General features: G+C 66.7%; 16 protein-coding genes. 7 read left to right on the forward strand and 9 right to left on the reverse strand.

All coding sequences use genetic code 11. From position 1 onward, the window contains the following. Positions 1–129: 129 nt before the first annotated feature. Positions 130–1,473 carry an MFS transporter gene (locus B2R83_RS15700; RefSeq protein ID WP_036212642.1) on the forward strand — a complete coding sequence of 448 codons (1,344 nt, stop codon included), beginning with the start codon at positions 130–132 and terminating at the stop codon, positions 1,471–1,473. A gap of 71 nt (positions 1,474–1,544) precedes the next feature. Here the strand turns inward: B2R83_RS15700 and B2R83_RS15705 are convergent, their stop codons facing one another. After that, positions 1,545–1,886 carry a hypothetical protein gene (locus B2R83_RS15705; RefSeq protein WP_292043135.1) on the reverse strand — a complete coding sequence of 114 codons (342 nt, stop codon included), beginning with the start codon at positions 1,884–1,886 and terminating at the stop codon, positions 1,545–1,547. Positions 1,887–2,041: 155 nt separating this feature from the next. After that, entirely contained in the window at positions 2,042–2,635 is a 594-nt protein-coding gene (locus B2R83_RS15710) for a TetR/AcrR family transcriptional regulator (RefSeq protein WP_292043142.1), read from the reverse strand. Between the two features lie 130 nt (positions 2,636–2,765). Between B2R83_RS15710 and B2R83_RS15715 the strand changes: the two genes are divergently transcribed. Next, entirely contained in the window at positions 2,766–3,395 is a 630-nt protein-coding gene (locus B2R83_RS15715; protein ID WP_292043144.1) for a dienelactone hydrolase family protein, read from the forward strand. A 20-nt stretch (positions 3,396–3,415) separates the two neighbouring features. Here B2R83_RS15715 and B2R83_RS15720 read toward each other — a convergent pair whose 3' ends face one another. Beyond that, positions 3,416–4,339, reverse strand: coding sequence for a ZIP family metal transporter (locus B2R83_RS15720; RefSeq protein ID WP_292043161.1), 924 nt, complete (start codon positions 4,337–4,339; stop codon positions 3,416–3,418). 55 nt (positions 4,340–4,394) lie between these two features. Further along, entirely contained in the window at positions 4,395–5,417 is a 1,023-nt protein-coding gene (locus B2R83_RS15725) for a manganese catalase family protein (protein ID WP_209586601.1), read from the reverse strand. 352 nt (positions 5,418–5,769) lie between these two features. On the opposite strand from B2R83_RS15725, the gene B2R83_RS15730 reads away from it, so the two are divergent. Beyond that, positions 5,770–6,366 carry a hemerythrin domain-containing protein gene (locus B2R83_RS15730; RefSeq protein WP_292043165.1) on the forward strand — a complete coding sequence of 199 codons (597 nt, stop codon included), beginning with the start codon at positions 5,770–5,772 and terminating at the stop codon, positions 6,364–6,366. A 58-nt stretch (positions 6,367–6,424) separates the two neighbouring features. Here the strand turns inward: B2R83_RS15730 and B2R83_RS15735 are convergent, their stop codons facing one another. The 5 genes from B2R83_RS15735 to B2R83_RS15755 all read right to left on the reverse strand — a co-directional run bounded on the left by B2R83_RS15735 (position 6,425) and on the right by B2R83_RS15755 (position 10,718). Beyond that, positions 6,425–7,447, reverse strand: coding sequence for a patatin-like phospholipase family protein (locus B2R83_RS15735; protein WP_292043167.1), 1,023 nt, complete (start codon positions 7,445–7,447; stop codon positions 6,425–6,427). A 79-nt stretch (positions 7,448–7,526) separates the two neighbouring features. Further along, on the reverse strand, positions 7,527–8,264 hold the full coding sequence (locus B2R83_RS15740; RefSeq protein ID WP_292043174.1) for an LrgB family protein: 738 nt from the start codon (positions 8,262–8,264) through the stop codon (positions 7,527–7,529). Next, a complete protein-coding gene (locus B2R83_RS15745) occupies positions 8,257–8,604 on the reverse strand; it encodes a CidA/LrgA family protein (RefSeq protein ID WP_036212656.1) in 348 nt (115 codons plus the stop codon). The genes B2R83_RS15740 and B2R83_RS15745 overlap by 8 nt, the downstream gene beginning before the upstream one ends. Positions 8,605–8,679: 75 nt before the next feature. Further along, positions 8,680–9,768, reverse strand: coding sequence for a 4-hydroxyphenylpyruvate dioxygenase (gene hppD / locus B2R83_RS15750; RefSeq protein WP_292043184.1), 1,089 nt, complete (start codon positions 9,766–9,768; stop codon positions 8,680–8,682). Between the two features lie 44 nt (positions 9,769–9,812). Continuing rightward, a complete protein-coding gene (locus B2R83_RS15755; protein WP_292043186.1) occupies positions 9,813–10,718 on the reverse strand; it encodes a LysR family transcriptional regulator in 906 nt (301 codons plus the stop codon). 149 nt (positions 10,719–10,867) lie between these two features. Between B2R83_RS15755 and hmgA the strand changes: the two genes are divergently transcribed. From hmgA to B2R83_RS15775, 4 genes are all read left to right on the forward strand, one after another. Beyond that, positions 10,868–12,175 (forward strand): homogentisate 1,2-dioxygenase, encoded by a 1,308-nt coding sequence (gene hmgA / locus B2R83_RS15760; RefSeq protein ID WP_292043191.1) that lies wholly within the window; start codon positions 10,868–10,870, stop codon positions 12,173–12,175. Positions 12,176–12,294: 119 nt separating this feature from the next. Beyond that, the gene (locus tag B2R83_RS15765) at positions 12,295–13,623 is read left to right on the forward strand and encodes a hemolysin family protein (protein ID WP_292043197.1); all 1,329 of its coding nucleotides are present in this window, start codon (positions 12,295–12,297) and stop codon (positions 13,621–13,623) included. 57 nt (positions 13,624–13,680) lie between these two features. Further along, on the forward strand, positions 13,681–14,487 hold the full coding sequence (locus B2R83_RS15770) for a TlpA disulfide reductase family protein (RefSeq protein ID WP_292043205.1): 807 nt from the start codon (positions 13,681–13,683) through the stop codon (positions 14,485–14,487). 57 nt (positions 14,488–14,544) lie between these two features. Beyond that, positions 14,545–15,246 carry an MBL fold metallo-hydrolase gene (locus tag B2R83_RS15775; protein WP_292043212.1) on the forward strand — a complete coding sequence of 234 codons (702 nt, stop codon included), beginning with the start codon at positions 14,545–14,547 and terminating at the stop codon, positions 15,244–15,246. Positions 15,247–15,367: the final 121 nt, after the last annotated feature.

Here is a 15,367-nt window from a genome sequence, read left to right on the forward strand (position 1 = left end):
ATTGGACACTTTGTCCCACCCTTGCTATATTGCAATTACGACATCGCTGGGATTGTCGAGAAATACAATAGAAACAGGGTGCAGCGCTCAAACTGCTGCAGGCCGTGTTGACCCCAAGGAGACGAAGATATGCAAAGCACGACGACGTACGGCGGCGCAGGTGCCGCTCCCATCACCCACCCTACCAGCGGGGCTCGCAACATCAACGCCCGGGACGGCGAGATCCACCCGGGAGAAATTGCCGTCGGCGTGGTCATCGGCCGCGCCTCGGAATATTTCGAGTTCTTCGTCTACGCAATTGCTTCAGTTCTCGTGTTCCCAGCGGTTTTTTTCCCGTGGGCCGACCGGCTTGAAGCGACACTCTACTCGTTTATCGTTTTCTCGTTCGCATTCATCGCGCGCCCCCTCGGCACCGTGGTGTTCATGTGGCTGCAGACCCGCTTCAGCCGCGAAATCAAGCTCACGGTTGCCCTGTTCCTGATGGGCACCAGTACCTGCGTGATCGCCTTCCTGCCCTCGTATGACCGGATCGGCGCGGCGGCGATCGTCATCCTGTCCCTGATGCGCATCGGCCAGGGCGTCGCCCAGGGCGGCTCCTGGGACGGCCTGCCCTCGCTGCTGGCATTGAGCGCGCCGGAAAACAAGCGCGGCTTCTACGCCATGCTGGGCCAGCTGGCGGCCCCGGTCGGCTTCCTGATCGCCGCCGGCCTGTTCGCCTACCTGCTCGCCAACCTGTCGCAGGACGACTTCCTGGTGTGGGGCTGGCGCTTCCCGTTCTTCTGCGCCTTCGCGATCAACATCGTGGCCCTGTTCGCCCGCTTGCGCCTGGTGTCGACCAGCGAGTATTCGCGCCTGCTCGATGCCCACGAGCTCGACCCGGCCCCGGTCGGCGAACTGGTGAAATCGCAGGGCAGCAACATCGCCATCGGCGCCCTGGCCGCCCTGGCCAGCTACGCCCTGTTCCACCTGGTGACGGTGTTCCCGCTGTCCTGGATCCAGCTCTACGACACCCGCCCGATGGACGAGTTCCTGGTCGTCCAGATGTGGGGCGCCGGCCTGGCCGTGCTGGCAATCTTTGCCTCCGGCTTCATCGCCGACCGGGTCGGCCGCCGCACCACCCTCGGCACCCTGGCCGTGCTGATCGGCCTGTTCTCGCTCGCCGTGCCTTCGCTGATGGACGGCGGCGTCACCGGGCAGAACACCTTCATCCTGGTCGGCTTCGCGCTGCTGGGCCTCTCCTACGGCCAGGCTGCCGGCGCGGTGACCGCGAACTTCAAGCAGCAGTACCGTTACACCGGCGCGGCCCTGACCTCGGACCTGGCCTGGCTGGTCGGCGCGGCCTTCGCCCCGCTGGTCGCACTGGGACTGTCGGCGCACTTCGGCCTGGGCTATGTGTCGCTGTACCTGTTGTCGGGTGCGGTCGGCTCGCTGGCGGCGCTGAGCCTGAACCGCGCACTGGAGATCCGCGACTGAGCTTCTCTAGCCGGACGTGAAAACGCCCCGCGGCGCCAGGCGCCGCGGGGCGTTTTTTATTTGCCGGAACCTCAGGCCAGCGTGTACAACGGCGGTTCGGCATTCAAGCCCTGCTTGACGGCGCGCGTGATCTCATCGACCAGCACTTCGCCGGCGCCGGCCTCGAGCGCGGCGAAGCTGCGTGCGACAACGGTATCCGGGCTCAGCTTGGGCAGGTCGAAACCGCGGGTCAGGTCGGTGTCGATCATGCCGACGTGTACGCCCAGAACCTGCGTGCCCTGCTCCCGCAGTGCATCCCGCACCCCGTTGGTGAGGCCCTTGTTCGCGCCGAGCGCCAGGCCCTGGCGTGCGAATTCGGCGCCAAGGCCGCGGTTGGCGCCGGTGACGAGGACGGTGGCATTCTGGATGTGCATGGCATTTCCTTTCGAGTCGGAGGATGAGCAAGGGAATATGATGAATTTCATATGATGGACATCATATTATGATTCAAAAAAATGATGCACATCATATGATTCGAATCATATTTCGGCATCGCGCTTGGCCACGTTTTCGCCGGTGGCCGGCGGCATCAGGCAGGACGAGAGGTGAACAAGGCCACCAGTGACTGGCGGGCGGCAGCCAACGCAGCCCTGCCCTCGGCATTGTCGCCCTGGATGCGGGCCAATTGCAGGTTGCCCACCAGGGCGCCGGCAATCACGCCGGCGAGGGATGGGTCGGCGCCTTCCGGCAAGGTCGACGCCACCCGGCGCACCAGGCGGTCGGCGCGCTGCACCGAGGCAATGCGCACCGGCTCCTCCTGGCGCGGCATTTCGCTCGCCAGCGCGCCGACCACGCAGCCATGCTCCGGATGCGCGAGGTGCTCGTCGGACAGGTAGAGCTCGATCAGCGCCTGCAGTGCATTGCCGGTCTCCAGCGTGCGCGCGGCGATGCGCTCGTCCAGCACGGCGCTGCTGATGGCGCCGGCGTGCTCGATCGCCTCGACCAGCAAGGCATCGCGCGACTCGAAATGGGCGTAGAAGCCGCCATGGGTCAGGCCGGCCTCCTTCATCACCTCGGCCACGCCGACGCCGGCGTAGCCATGGCGCCGCACGGCCCGGCTGGCCGCCTCAACGATGCGATGATGGGACTGCTCGCGCTTGCTGGCCTTGGCTGATGTGCTCATGACGTCTCCAAAATATGATGCAGGTCATATTACGCCCATCATATTTGGGAAGTCAAGCGCCGCATACAAGATCCTCGGTGAATCTTCGCCATCAGGGCAGGTCAAAGTTTCCAGTCACGCGGAGGGCGCCATGACACGCAAGGAACTGGTCACGATCGCAGCCGGCGCGGCCCGGATGGAGGGCATGCTCGAGCTTCCGGCAAGCCCGATCGGCATGGTGTTGTTCGCGCACGGCAGCGGCAGCAGCCGCCACAGTCCGCGCAATGGCCTGGTCGCCGCGCGCCTGCGCGACGCCGGGGTCGGCACCCTCCTGCTCGACCTGCTCAGCGCGCACGAAGATCGCAGCTACGAGAACCGCTTCAACATCGCCCTGCTGACCGACCGTCTCGGGCAGGCCGCGTCCTGGCTCGGCACCGAGCCGCTCACCGCGCCCCTGTCGCTCGGCCTGTTCGGCGCCAGCACCGGCGCGGCCGCGGCCTTGCAACTGGCGGCGCGCGACGGCTCGGGGATCGCGGCGGTCGTGTCGCGCGGCGGGCGTCCCGACCTGGCCGCCGTCGTCGCCCCTACGCTCCTGATCGTCGGCGGCGACGATGGCGTGGCGGTCGACCTGAACCGCCAGGCGCTTTCCGAACTGCGCTGCGACAAGCGCCTGCTGCTCATTCCCGGCGCCACCCACCTGTTCGAGGAGCCGGGCAAGCTCGACGAAGTCGCCCAGGCCGCTACCGACTGGTTCGTCCGGCACCTGGGCACACGATTGTAACCACGCCCCGCCCTGGACCATCACGCCAGCGCCGTATCGAGCACCGTCATCAGGATGAAACCGAACACCAGGGCGATGCTGGCGAAGGTGCCGTTGCCGTTCTGGCGGTATTCGGGAATCACGTCGTTGACGATCACCAAGAGCATCGCCCCGCCCGCCGCCGCCAGCGCAAAGGGCAGCAAGCCTCCGGCGATGCCGATGAGCGCAACCCCGAAGGCGGCCGCCACCGGCTCGATCAGGCCGGAGACGACGCCCAGGCCCACCGCGGTAAGGCGGCTGTAGCCGACCGTGCGCAGGGCCAGCGCCACGACCAGGCCTTCCGGCACGTCCTGGATCGAGATCCCGGTGGCCAGCGCATTGGCCTTTTCGATGTCGATGCCGGCGTAGCCGACGCCGATCGCCATCCCTTCGGGCAGGTTGTGCAGGGCCACGGCCCAGACGAAGAGCCAGGCGCGGCGGATCGACACGCCGGCATCGCCCCGGTCGAGGATGCCGTCGGACTGCACGGCGCGGCCGAGCAGCAGGATCGCGCCCGCCCCCGCCATGATCCCGGCGCCGGTCATCAGGCTCGCTTCCCAGCTGCCGGCGCCGGCGGCCTTGGCGGCGGCAATGGAGGGGATCACGAGCGAAAACGCGGTCGCGCCGAGCATCACGCCGGCGCCGAAACCGAGGAAGCAGTCGTAGCTGCGTTTCGAGAAATTCTGTGCGAACAGGACCGGCAAGGTGCCCAGCGCGGTGGCCGCCGCGGCGGTGGCGCCGCCCAGCAGGGCAAGGCGCATCTTGGGATTCGCGTTCATGATCTGTTCGGCCAGGCTGCCGAGCAGCAGGATGCAGCCGACGCCGCAGATGAGGAAGCCGACGACGCGGCGGAAAGTCAGCGCGCGCAGCAGGGCACGCACTGCGATGAGCCGGTTGTCATGCGCTTTTTCGGCATTCGTATCCATGCAAACCCTAAAGAAATACCGCGCGGCTGGCCTGGGCGGGCCGCGCGACGCGTGCTTACTTCTTCATTGCCTTCATGCCCTTGGCGGTGCCCTTGTCCTGGGGCTTGCTCATGCCGGTGTCGTCGAGCTGGCCGCCTTTCGAGCCGAGCTCGGCGCTACCCATGGCGCTGCCGGACTGCCCTGCCATCGTACCACCGCCGGCCGACTGCATGCTCATACCGAGTTCGGCGCCGGTGCGCGGCGAGGACATCGGGTCGGACATGGTGCGCATCGCCATCTGCTTGAGGATGTCGATGTCGCCGCTCGGCAGGGCCACTTCGGCCTCGCCCGAGCCGCCGTCGACCGCCATCTGCTTCTCGCGGTCGGTGACGAAGTCCCAGTCGGCGCCCTGGTTCCAGGGGCCGCGCATCTCGCCCGGGCCCTGCGACATGTTGTAGTACACGCTGGCGAAGCGCGGGTCGGCCGGCATTTTGCCTGCCGGGAAGTTCGGCTCGATGGCATACAGCGCCTTCTCGAAGGACTTCTGGTGCGCCACTTCGCGCGTCATGAGGAAGCCCAGCGCTTCCTTCACGCCCGGGTCGTCGGTGAGCGCGATCAGGCGCTCGTAGACGATCTTGGCGCGCGCCTCGGCTGCGATGTTGGAACGCAGGTCGGCGGTCGGCTCGGTGATCGAGTCGATGTAGGCGGCGGTCCAGGGCACGCCGGCCGAATTCACCAGCGGGGTGCCGGCGCCGTACAGCACCTGGGTGATGTGGCTGTCGTTGCCCGGCCCGGTGATGGCCTTGTACATGTCGGCTTCGCTGTCCACGGCCTCGGCCAGGCGGCCCTTGGCGCCCTTGTTCAGCATGGCGACGATGTGGCCGATCACCTCGAGGTGGCTGAGTTCCTCGGTGGCGATGTCGAACAGCATGTCCTTGCGGCCTGGATCGTCTTCCGAAACCGCCTGGGTGAAGTAGCGCATGGCTGCGGCGAGTTCGCCCTGCGGGCCGCCGAACTGTTCCAGCATCAGGTTCGCCAGGGCGGGATTCGGTTCGCTGACGCGGACCGTGTACTGCAAGCGTTTGTTGTGTGCAAACATGGACAATTCCTCCGATGATGAGTCATTGGGCGCGCCGGGGCGTCGCCGTCCAATGGCACCGGCCGTGGCCGGTATCCGTATGTCTCATGGTGGCAGTTCGACCCTGCAGTGAGGATCGGGTGTTCGCGCGTGAGCTTGTAGGACTAGAGCGACACACATGAACTTGATGGAAATGTTGGAATTGATAAATAAGAGTATTTATCCGGCAGGTTTTGCCCATCGATCGAGGATGCGGGCCTGGACGCGCGCCGGGCTGCGGTCTGGACCGACAGGGGCGCGGCGCGCGCTCCTACAGTAAAGAAGAGCGGCGGCACACTACCATGTTGAATATATGACCACAAAGGGGGTAACGATGTTTAATCTGAATAAGCTGAGCCCGACGATTACCAACATGATCCGCTTCGACCATTCGCACGTGATGGTCACCTTCCACCAGTACGAAAAGGACAAGCCGCCGCGCGTCAAGAAGGCGCTGGCCGACACCATCTGCGACGCGCTCGAAATCCACGCGACCCTCGAGGAAGAAATCTTCTACCCGGTGATGCGCCAGCGCGATAGCAGCGAGCCCTTCATGCACAAGGCCGAGCCCGAGCACATGGAAATGCGCCGCCTGATCGCCGAACTGCGCCGCACCAGCGGCTCCGACCCGCGCCACGACAAGCTGGTGATGGAACTGATGCGCGACGTGATGCACCACGTGGCCGACGAGGAAACCACCCTGCTGCCGCACGCCGAGGCCAAGCTGAGCCGCGAAGCCCTGTCCGAGCTGGGCGCCCAGATGACCCGCCGCCGCATGCAGCTGGTGGGGCCGAAGGCCGGCAAGCTGGCCAAGGAACACGCGGTCGGCTTCGGCGGCAGCGGCGCCGCCCTGGTGGTGGGCCTGGCCAGCGCGCTGTTCGCCGTCAAGGCCTTCGGACCGAAGAAGACCTGGAAGTCGAACCCGGCCTGATTGCTCAGGCAGGCTCCGCAGACCGAACCGGCCTTCTGGCCGGTTTTTCTTTGCCCGCTCAGGGGCGGAACACCAGCGCCGGATCGAGCGTCGTGCGCCGGCCGATATCGTCGAAATGCTTGTCCAGCCAGGCATCGGCGGCGGCCGCGCCGCGATCGTGCAGCATCTGCAGGAAGCGCGGCTCGGCATTGAACTTGCTCGAGATGCTGAGTTCCTTGAGTGCGCGCGCGGCGCTGATCAGGTGCAGGCGCACCGGCGCGACCACGGTCGAATCGCCGGCTTCCTCGTCGGGCACCGCGCCGCTGTGCAGCAGCGCATTCACCTCGCGCAGGAAGCTGATGTTGAAGGCGATCTCGTTGGCGCGGTTGCTGATGTCGGCCATGTTGTGCGGAGCCTCCATGCGCGCGACCGGGTTGATCTGCACCACCAGCAGGTCTTCGGCGCCCCCTTCCACCAGCGGGGCCAGCGGAGGGTTGGCCACATAGCTGCCGTCCCAGTACAGCTCGCCGTCGACCTCGGCGGCGGCGAACACGGTCGGCAGGCAGGCCGATGCCATCAATCTCTGCGCGTCCAGTTCCTCTCGCCGGAACAGCTTGCCGCTGCCGGTCCTGATGTTGGTCGCGCTGGCGAACACCTGCAGCTCCTCGCAGGCGCGCACCCGCTCGAAATCGATCATCACGCTCAGAAACTGGCGCAGCGGATTGACCGTCAGCGGCATTTCCCGCACCGGCCCTGCCAGCGCGCCGGCCATTTCCAGCATCTGGTAGGCCGGCGAATGGCGCATGGTGAAGCCGCCGGCCAGGTGGTCGGCCGGGGTCCGTTGCAGCGGGCTGAACATGGCCGTGCCCGCTAGCGCATGCCAGAAGCGGTCCAGCGCCCGGCGCGCCCCTGCCCGTCCGCCACCGCGCGCCATGCCATCTGCGACCACCGCCGCATTGATCGCGCCCGCGCTGGCCCCGCTGAGGGCGACGATCTCGAGCCGCTCTTCCTGCAGCAGCCGGTCGAGCACGCCCCATGTATAGGCGCCGTAAGTGCCGCCGCCCTGCAGCCCGAGGCTGATCTTCTTGCTTGCCGTCGTCACGCCACACTCCTTCGCATACAAATAGCCGAAGTCTAGTGATTTGAGTGAATTGACGGCGCAACGCTGCCGATAGGCATCTTCAGCCCAGCCAGCGCATGACCGCGGGCACCAGCCAGGGGGCGATCACGGCCGTCAAGGCACCGTTCAGGCCCATGGCGAGCCCGGCAAACGCGCCCATCTCGGCGCCCGACTGGAATGCGCGGGCGGTACCGATGCCGTGCGAGGCCAGGCCGAGGGCGAAGCCGCGCGCCGCCGGCGAGGCGATGCGCAGGCGGTCGAACAGCCAGGGGCCGGCAATCGCCCCGAAGATGCCGGTGCCGATCACCAGCGCCGCCGTCAGGGCCGGAATGCCGCCCAGGCGCTCCGACACCGCCATCGCGATCGGCGAGGTGGCCGATTTGGGGCCCAGGGTGGCGGCCAGCTGCGGGCTGGCGTCCAGCAGCAGCGCGATGGCCACGCTGGAGACGATCGCCGTCACCGATCCCAGCACCAGGGCGAAGGCCAGCGCTCGGCCCGCCTTGCGCAGGCGCGGCAGCTGGCGCACCAGCGGCAAGGCCAGCGCCACGGTGGCGGGGCCAAGCAGGAAGTGCACGAACTGGGCGCCGGCAAAGTAGCGCTGGTAGGACATGCCGGACAGCCACAGCACGAAGGCCACCAGGGCGATCGAGATCGCCACCGGATTGGCCAGCGGCGCGCCCTTGAAGAAGGCGGTGATGCGGTGCGCCGCCAGGTAGGCGCACAGGGTCATGGTCAGGCCCAGCAGCGGCGAGGCGGACAGGTAGACCCAGAATTGGGAGAACTGGTTCAACTCAAGCATCGCCGCCCTTCTTCCCGAGTCCACGCAGCAGCAAGCCGGTCACGGCCAGCGTCAGGGCGGTGCTGGCGACGAGTGAGGCGAGGATGGCGAACCAGTGGCCGCTGCCGCTGGCCGCGGTGGCCACGATGCCGACGCCGGCCGGCACGAACAGCAGCGACAGGTGCGACAGCAGGGTGTTGGCGGCTTCCTCGATGCGCTTCTCGAGCGGCGGCCAGGCCAGCAAGGCGGCCATCAGGAGCAGCATGCCGGCGACCGGGCCGGGCAGCGGAAGTTTTAACAGGAAGACGATGCCTTCGCCGAGGCATTGGAACAGCAGGAGGATGGTGAAGGCGGCGAGCATGAGGCTTTGGCGATATGCAAAGCGCTCAGGATAGCAAAACGGGGCGGACGGCGTGCGCCGCCCCGCTACCCGGACTCAGGCCTCCGCGGTGGCGCCCGCGATCGCGCCGCGGCGCAGCTGGTCGCGCTCGATCGACTCGAACAGCGCCTTGAAGTTGCCTTCGCCGAAGCCGTCGTCGCCCTTGCGCTGGATGAATTCGAAGAACACCGGGCCGAGCTGGGCTTCACCGAAGATCTGCAGCAGCAGGCGCGGCTTGCCGTCCTTGACCGCGCCGTCCAGCAGCAGGCCGCGCGCCTTCAGTTCTTCCGGGTTCTCGCCGTGGCCCGGCACGCGGCCGTCCAGCATTTCGTAATAGGTATCGGGCGGGGCCTTCATCAGCGGCACGCCGGCCTCGCGCAGGCTGTCCACGGTCTTGATCAGGTCGTCGGTCAGCAGCGCGATGTGCTGGATGCCTTCGCCGTTGAACTGCATGAGGAATTCCTCGATCTGGCCGCCGCCGGCCTTGCCTTCTTCGTTCAGCGGGATGCGGATCATGCCGTCCGGCGCGGTCATGGCTTTCGAGGTCAGGCCGGTGTACTCGCCCTTGATGTCGAAGTAGCGGATCTCGCGGAAGTTGAAGAGCTTCTCGTAGAAGCCGGCCCAGAAGGCCATGCGGCCGCGGTAGACGTTGTGGGTCAGGTGGTCGATAATCTTCAGGCCGTGGCCGACCGGGTTGCGCTCGACGCCCTCGATGAATTCAAAGTCGATGTCATAGATCGATTTGCCGTCTTCGAAGCGGTCGATCAGGTACAGCGGTGCGCCGCCGATGCCCTTGATGGCCGGCAGGCGCAGCTCCATCGGGCCGGTCGGGATCTCGACCGCCTGGGCGCCCAGGGCCAAGGCGCGCGCATAGGCCTTGTGCGAGTCCTTGACGCGGAAGGCCATGCCGCAGGCCGACGGGCCATGCTCGGCGGCGAAGTAGGCGGCGTAGCTCTTCGGCTCGTTGTTGATGATGAAGTTGATGCCGCCCTGGCGATACAAGGACACTTGCTTCGAGCGGTGCACCGCCACCTTGGTGAAGCCCAGCTTCTCGAACACTTCTTCCAGCACGCCCGGGGTCGGCGACGCGAACTCGACGAACTCGAAGCCCATCAGGCCCATGGGATTCTCAAACAGGTCTGCCATTTCTTCTCTTCCTTGTGTCTCGTTGGTCAGGTTCAAAATACTTCCTACTCCGCAAATACTTCCGCCAGCAATCCGCGCAGCCACTGGTTGCCCGGATCCTGGTTGTAACGCCGGTGCCAGAACACGTTGGTCTGCAGCGTGGGCAGTTCCAGCGGCGGCACGATCCACTCCAGGCCGAAGGGCAGCGCCGCGCGTTCGGCCAGCTTCTGCGGCACGGTGACCACTAGGTCGGACGTAGCCACCATATAGGGCACCGCCGTGAAGTGCGGCACCCGGAAGCGCACCGAGGGCCCGACCCCGGCGCGCGCCAGCAGCGCGTTGATGCGGTCGTACGGACTCTCGTTCGCATCGACCAGCATGTGCTCGGCCTTCACGAACCGCGCCAACGTCACTTCGCCCTTCCCCAGCGGGTGACCCTTGCGCATCATCGTCACGTAGGGCTGGCGGAACAGCTGGCGCTGGTACAGCGCTTCCGAGATGTCCTCGAAGGGCCCGACCGCCAGGTCCACCCGCCCGCCTTCCATTTCCTCCTTCAGCGCCAGGCTGCCCGCGCGCATCGAGCTGATCTCGACCAGCGGCGCCAGCAGCTTGCAGCGCTCGATCAGGGTGGGCATGAAGTAGATCTCGCCCACGTCCGTCATCGCCAGCACGAAGCGCCTGCTGCTGGTGGCCGGGTCGAAGCGGCTGCGCTGGTTCAGCGCCAGCGCGACCTGGGCCATCGCCACGCCGATCGGTTCGGCCATCTGCGTCGCCAGCGGCGTCGGCTGCATGCCGCTCGCGGTGCGCACGAACAGCTCGTCCCCAAAAGCGCGCCGCAGCCGCGCCAGCGCATTGCTCACCGCCGACTGGCTCAGCCCGAGCTTGCGGGCGGCCGAGGAGATCTGGCGTTCCCGGTAGACTTCCTGGAATACCGAGAGCAGGTTCAGGTCGATATCGTGCGGTTCGATCATGGGCGTTCTGTCTGGGCTGCATTGTGGGCGCGCCGTAGCCGCGCGACCAGCAGTATTTAGATGGTGAATAGTCTACATTTTTCTATTCATCTCGTAAAACATGCGGGATTCTTTTAGAGTAGCGGCATCCAACCACCATGAGAGTGAGCATGAGCGAGTCCACCGCCACGATGAGCGGATACATGAGCGGATTCGGCAACGAGTTCGCCACCGAAGCCCTGCCCGGCGCCCTGCCCCTGCACCGCAACTCGCCGCAGCGCGTGGCCTACGGCCTGTATGCCGAACAGATCTCGGGCACCGCCTTCACCGCCCCGCGCAGCCACAACCGCCGCTCCTGGCTGTACCGGATCCGCCCGGCCGCCGTGCAAGGCAGCTTCACCCCGCTCGACGCCGGCCGCATCGTCTCGCGCTTCGACACCCCGGCGCCGCCCGACCAGCTGCGCTGGAGCCCCCTGCCCATGCCCGACGCGCCCACCGACTTCATCGACGGCTGGGTCACCATGGCCGGCAACGGCTCGCCCGAAGCCATGAGCGGCTGCGCGATCCACTTGTACGCCGCCAACAAGGACATGGAAGGGCGCTACTTCTACAGCGCCGACGGCGAGCTGCTGGTGGTGCCGCAGGCGGGCCGCCTGGCGATCGCCACCGAGCTCGGTCTCTTGGCGGTGGAACCGCAGGAGATCGCCGTGATCCCGCGCGGGGTGCGCTTTTGCGTCAGCCTGCCGGACGGACAGGCGCGCGGCTACATCTGCGAGAACTTCGGCGCCCTCTTGCGCCTCCCCGACATGGGCCCGATCGGCTCGAACGGCCTGGCCAACCCGCGCGACTTCCTCACGCCGATTGCCCGCTACGAGGACCTGGAAGGCGACTTCGAGCTGGTGGCGAAGTTCTGCGGCGGCCTGTGGCGCGCCCAGATCGGCCACTCGCCGCTCGACGTGGTCGCCTGGCATGGCAATTACGCCCCCTATAAGTACGACCTGCGCCACTTCAACACCATCGGCTCGATCAGCTACGACCATCCGGACCCGTCGATCTTCCTGGTGCTGCAGGCGCCCAGCGACACCCCGGGCGTGGACACGCTGGACTTCGTGATCTTCCCGCCGCGCTGGCTGGTCGCCGAAGACAGCTTCCGCCCGCCCTGGTTCCACCGCAACGTGGCCAGCGAATTCATGGGCCTGATCCACGGCGCCTACGACGCCAAGGCCGAAGGCTTCGTGCCGGGCGGCGCCAGCCTGCACAACTGCATGAGCGGGCACGGACCGGACGCTGCCACCTTCGACAAGGCCAGCAGCGCGGATACCGCCAAGCCGCACAAGGTGGCGGACACGATGGCCTTCATGTTCGAGACCCGCCACGTGCTGGTGCCGACCCCGTACGCGCTGTCCTCGCCCCAGCTGCAGGCGGACTACCAGCAGTGCTGGGCGGGCATCGTCAAGCATTTCCGCTTGGCGCCGTAACGATGCCAAGTTGGCAATTCGTGTGGCGGAAACCCCTTCCGGCATGCGATGATGTGGCGTACGCCATTTTCGCGCGTGACCGGTCGCGGCCCGGATAGTCCGACGGAGGCCCCGCGCCAGTGTTAACCGACATACTGATCATCTCCTTCCTCATCCTGATGAACGGAGTGTTCGCCATGAGCGAGTTGGCACTGGTCTCGGCCAAGCGCATGCGCCTGGAACGGCGCGCCGAAGAAGGAAACCGCGGGGCGCGCGCCGCCCTCAAGCTGGCCGACGACCCCAGTCACTTCCTCTCGACCGTGCAGGTCGGGATTACCCTGATCGGCATTTTCAACGGTGCCTTCGGCGAGGCCTCCCTGGTCAGCCACCTCACGCCCGAACTGGCGACGCTGCCGGTGATCGGCCCCTATGCGCGCGAAGTCGCGCTCGCCGTGGTCGTGATCGCGATCACGGTCGCCTCGATCATCTTCGGCGAACTGGTCCCCAAGCGCATCGCCATGGCCTTCCCGGAAACGGTGGCGACCCTGATCTCGCAGCCGCTGCGCACGCTCTCGGTGATCATGTCGCCGTTCGTGAAGTTCCTGTCCCTGGCCACCAACGCCATCGTGCGCGTGCTGGGCATCCGCGCAGCCAAGGAGGAAGCGCCGACCGAGGAAGACATCATCGGCAGCATCAAGGAAGGCGCCGACACCGGCGTTTTCGAAAAAACCGAATACGACATCGTGCAGCGCGCCCTGCGCCTGGACGACCAGCACCTGAAGTCCCTGATGACGCCGCGCGTCGACCTGGTGATCCTCGACCTCGAGGACGACCGCCAGCAGAACCTCGAGGCCATCGCCACCAATCCCTACAGCCGCTACCCCGTCTGCCGCGGCGACCGCTCGCATATCCTCGGCTACGTGATGGCGCGCGACCTGTTCGCACAGGCAGTGCGCATCGGTTCGCTCGACGCGGTCGACCTCGACGGCGCGGTGCAGGAGCTGCTGTACGTGCCCGAGACCGTGAGCGCCATGGCCCTGCTCGAGATGTTCAAGAAGAACCGCGCCGAGCTGGCCCTGATCGTCGACGAGTACGGCGACATCCAGGGCATGGTCACGCTCAGCGACGTGATGAGCGCCCTGGTGGGCGACGTCACCGTGGCCGGCGAGGAGCACGACGCCGACGCCGTGCGGCGCCCGGACGGCAGCTGGCTGGTGGACGGCGGCATCTCGCTGGACCGCTTCCGCGACCTGCTCGAGACCACCCTCGAATTTCCCGGCGAGGACGAAGGCGCCTACCACACCCTGGCCGGCTTCCTGCTCTACCAGCTCGGCTACATCCCGAAGCCGGCCGAAATCGTCGACCACCAGGGCTTCCGCTTCGAGGTCATGGACATGGACGGCAACCGCATCGACCGCATCATGATCTCGCGCTACGTGCCGATCGACCCGGAACCGGAGCGGGATTAATCTTCTGCTAAGCCTGTTGCGGTATCGTCGCGCTATCTCAACCAGGGAAAGCGCGCGATGGATGTTGTCACACTAGGCCCCCTTGTCCTGCCCACCGGCGTGCTGCTGGTCGTGGGCGGCATCCTGCTGGCCAACCTGCTGGCCGAGTGGTTCCGGCGCCGCCGCGCGCTCGATCCGGGCCCGATCCTGTGGAAGATGCTGCTCGCCGGCTTTGTCGCCGCGCGCGCCGTGTTCGTGCTGCGCCACCACGACCTGTTCCTCGATACACCCTGGGCCGCGCTGGACTTCCGCGACGGCGGCTTCGACGCAACCGCGGGACTGGTGGTCGCCTGCGTGGTGGGCGCCGAGCTGACCCGCCGCGCCCCAGGCCTGCGCCGCCCCCTGCTGGTATCGAGCGTGGCCGGGATCGCGCTCTGGATGGGCGGCAGCCTGTTGCTGCCGGCTTTCGCCCCGCCGCATGCGCCCATGCCCGAGCTCAGCGTGCGCCGGCTCGACGGCAGCGAGGTGCCGCTGCGCGCCTTCCAGGGCAAGCCGCTGGTCGTGAACCTGTGGGCCACCTGGTGCCCGCCCTGCCGGCGCGAGATGCCGGCCTTGGCGGCGATGCAGCGCAAGCGCCCGGACGTCGGCTTCGTCTTCGTCAACCAGCGCGAGTCCGCAAGCACGGTCCAGGCTTTCCTGACGGCGCAGGGCCTGCGCATGGAGAACGTGGTGATCGACCCGGCCGGCCAGCTGGGCGCGCGTACCGGGGCGGTGGGCTTTCCGACCACCCTGCTCTATGACGCGCAAGGCAGGCTGCGCTTCCGTCATGTGGGAGAGCTGTCGGAGGCAAGCTTGAGGGAGAAGCTGGGGGCGCTGGAGCGCTAGCCGCCTTCCCCCGCCAGCAATCCTGTGGTACAACTCACGCCGCACCCAGGAGAGCCCATGCAAGTGAACCCGATCCAGCTGTTCGACGCCGAATCCTCGACCTACACCTACATCCTGTCCGCACCTGGCAGCCTTGAAGCGGTCATCATCGACCCGGTCGACCGCCACTGGCAGCGCGACCTCGCGCACATCGAGCGCCTTGGATTGAGGCTGACCCACGTGCTGGAGACCCACGCCCATGCCGACCACGTCACCTCGGCCGGCAAGCTGCGTGCCCTGACCGGCGCCAAGGCCTGCGTGCCGAGCGGTTGCGGCATCCCGCCGGCCGAAGTGCAGCTGCAGGACGGCGACCTCATTGCCTTCGGCGGGCGCGAGCACATCGCCGTCATCCACACCCCCGGCCACACCGCGGGCAGCATATGCTACCTGTGGCGCGGCAACCTGTTCACCGGCGACACCCTGCTGGTGGACGGCTGCGGGCGCACCGACTTCCAGGGCGGTTCCGCGTCCGCGCTGTATGACAGCGTCACCCGCAAGCTGTTCGCGCTGGACGAGAGCACCCGCGTCTGGCCCGGCCACGACTATAAAGGACAGTCGGTGTCCACCATCGGCTGGGAAAAGCGTCACAACGCGCGCCTGGCCGGCCGCTCGCGCGAGGATTTCGTGGCGCTGATGGCCGCGCTGGACCTGCCGCGACCGAAATTGATGGATGTGGCGGTGCCCGCCAACCGCAACCTGGGCCTGGCGCACAGCGTCTGAGCGAAGCCTGCTGCGTTTTCCCAACAAGCAACAAGCAGATTCGTCAATACCGGGTATAATCTTGCATCCATAGAAATTTGATTGCACTTTAAGAAACTCTCTCGGCGGTGCGCGAAGGCTG

Source organism: Massilia sp. UBA6681 (genome assembly GCF_002454935.1).
GTDB classification, from domain to species: domain Bacteria; phylum Pseudomonadota; class Gammaproteobacteria; order Burkholderiales; family Burkholderiaceae_D; genus Telluria; species Telluria varians.

Bases quoted from the DNA above. Each gene is read 5' to 3' on its own strand.
- B2R83_RS15730 (WP_292043165.1), top strand. From the start codon at position 5,770: ATGTTTAATCTGAATAAGCTGAGCCCGACGATTACCAACATGATCCGC.
- B2R83_RS15700 (WP_036212642.1), top strand. From the start codon at position 130: ATGCAAAGCACGACGACGTACGGCGGCGCAGGTGCCGCTCCCATCACC.
- B2R83_RS15775 (WP_292043212.1), top strand. From the start codon at position 14,545: ATGCAAGTGAACCCGATCCAGCTGTTCGACGCCGAATCCTCGACCTAC.
- B2R83_RS15745 (WP_036212656.1), bottom strand. From the start codon at position 8,604: ATGCTCGCCGCCTTCACCATCCTCCTGCTGTTCCAATGCCTCGGCGAA.
- B2R83_RS15740 (WP_292043174.1), bottom strand. From the start codon at position 8,264: ATGCTTGAGTTGAACCAGTTCTCCCAATTCTGGGTCTACCTGTCCGCC.
- B2R83_RS15770 (WP_292043205.1), top strand. From the start codon at position 13,681: ATGGATGTTGTCACACTAGGCCCCCTTGTCCTGCCCACCGGCGTGCTG.
- hmgA (WP_292043191.1), top strand. From the start codon at position 10,868: ATGAGCGAGTCCACCGCCACGATGAGCGGATACATGAGCGGATTCGGC.
- B2R83_RS15705 (WP_292043135.1), bottom strand. From the start codon at position 1,886: ATGCACATCCAGAATGCCACCGTCCTCGTCACCGGCGCCAACCGCGGC.
- hppD (WP_292043184.1), bottom strand. From the start codon at position 9,768: ATGGCAGACCTGTTTGAGAATCCCATGGGCCTGATGGGCTTCGAGTTC.
- B2R83_RS15720 (WP_292043161.1), bottom strand. From the start codon at position 4,339: ATGGATACGAATGCCGAAAAAGCGCATGACAACCGGCTCATCGCAGTG.
- B2R83_RS15725 (WP_209586601.1), bottom strand. From the start codon at position 5,417: ATGTTTGCACACAACAAACGCTTGCAGTACACGGTCCGCGTCAGCGAA.
- B2R83_RS15710 (WP_292043142.1), bottom strand. From the start codon at position 2,635: ATGAGCACATCAGCCAAGGCCAGCAAGCGCGAGCAGTCCCATCATCGC.
- B2R83_RS15715 (WP_292043144.1), top strand. From the start codon at position 2,766: ATGACACGCAAGGAACTGGTCACGATCGCAGCCGGCGCGGCCCGGATG.
- B2R83_RS15755 (WP_292043186.1), bottom strand. From the start codon at position 10,718: ATGATCGAACCGCACGATATCGACCTGAACCTGCTCTCGGTATTCCAG.